At 37.5% G+C, this 1366-nt stretch carries 4 protein-coding genes; all 4 read right to left on the bottom strand.

The annotated features are described in order from the left end of the window. Positions 1 to 164: 164 nt before the first annotated feature. Positions 165 to 446, bottom strand: a complete 282-nt coding sequence (locus tag FC87_RS06605; RefSeq protein ID WP_056961990.1) for a hypothetical protein — start codon at positions 444 to 446, stop codon at positions 165 to 167. Positions 447 to 448: 2 nt separating this feature from the next. Further along, positions 449 to 625, bottom strand: a complete 177-nt coding sequence (locus FC87_RS06985) for a hypothetical protein (protein ID WP_156656549.1) — start codon at positions 623 to 625, stop codon at positions 449 to 451. Beyond that, entirely contained in the window at positions 622 to 846 is a 225-nt protein-coding gene (locus FC87_RS07235; RefSeq protein ID WP_054690886.1) for a DUF3310 domain-containing protein, read from the bottom strand. The genes FC87_RS06985 and FC87_RS07235 overlap by 4 nt, the downstream gene beginning before the upstream one ends. A gap of 17 nt (positions 847 to 863) precedes the next feature. After that, the coding region (locus tag FC87_RS06595) for a putative HNHc nuclease (protein WP_056961987.1) at positions 864 to 1366 on the bottom strand (503 nt) is incomplete at its 5' end.

Genomic DNA, 1366 nt, shown 5'->3' with positions numbered 1-1366 from the left:
GCTTCCTTCCACATTTAGGACAATATTCAATATCGAATGAGAACGTTTTTCCGTCTGCATTTCCGTGAATCCAGTTATGATAACTATTATGAGCAACTCTTACATTTAGCTTCTCGTCAATTGCAATTGATGGGAAATGACAATACTTACAATTTTCTTGTTCTTCAGTCATCCGCTTTCTCCTTATCTAATTCTTCGCAAGCGCTGTAAAATTTGTTAGCAAGGTCATCTGCACTATAATCAAGGCTTTGCTTGTCGCTTTTATGACGCATCATCGCCAGCGTTTTCGCTAAGCCATCTACCGTAGCTTCGAAAAACTGGTCGTCTGTAGCGTCTCCATAAAATTCAACGCTCGACTCTTCGGGTTTTTCTGTGTTAATTCGATAAATTGCCGTGATATCGTCAGTATCGACTAGCGTCATCATGTGCTCTTTTTTATCTGCCATTTTTATTTCTCCTCTGCTAGTTTTAAGATTTCTTGAACATCTTTTTCAGTTAATTCAAACATATCTTCTCCTCCCCCAACACAAGTAAGATAATCCCAACCGTGCCCCCCTACTGGGTTAATGAATGTAATGTAAGAAAGATTGATAATTGGTCCTCTTTCAGTTTTATATAGTTTCATTTCGTTAGTCCTTTCTCGAAATAAATTAGTCTGTCTAGATATTCACTTGCCTTGCAAAGATCTCCGATTGGATCTTCTTTACGTTTGTAGCGAACTACGTACTTAATGATGTTTCCAACGCAGAATCCTCTAAACTCATCATTGGTTAAGATATCCATCATATGTTCCAATAGGTCATACTCGCCATTTTTATAATAATTAGGTGTCAAATTAGATGTCATATTTTGTTTCTCCTTTTTTATAAATTAGTGCTAGTTTTTGGTGTTTCTCTAAAGTCTCCGTTTGTGTTGTTAACTCTTTCTTGACTTTCCAAGCGCAACTTGACTGCTAACTCTTTATCAACCTTGATTGGTTTAACTTGGTATTTTCTGAAGAACGTGATAGCTCCGATATCGTGAAACTCTCGATGATGAATCACACATAGTGGCAATATCTTTCTACCGATATGATTAACTTCAGTGCGATTGTTACCCATTCCAATCGTATCTACATGATGGATTTGAGCTCGTTTACCACAAATAACGCATTTACGGTGCAAACAGCATTCTCTGATTAGCCCATAATCATTCCATATCTCATCGATAACTTTTGTCTTGAAAGGTATATCCTGCTTGATACAAAAATCGATGATGAAAGTCAGAAAGCTATTAGCCAGTGAGACTGAGCAGTCGCTCATACTGAACCACTTCGGATGTGGATGTTCACAGATGAACTTGGTTTTCATAATCTCCTCAATCTCTC

This window comes from Fructilactobacillus florum DSM 22689 = JCM 16035, assembly GCF_001436645.1.
GTDB classification, from domain to species: domain Bacteria; phylum Bacillota; class Bacilli; order Lactobacillales; family Lactobacillaceae; genus Fructilactobacillus; species Fructilactobacillus florum.
The sequence above is the reverse complement of the archived record's forward strand: the minus strand, read 5'-3'. Positions and strand labels throughout refer to the sequence as shown.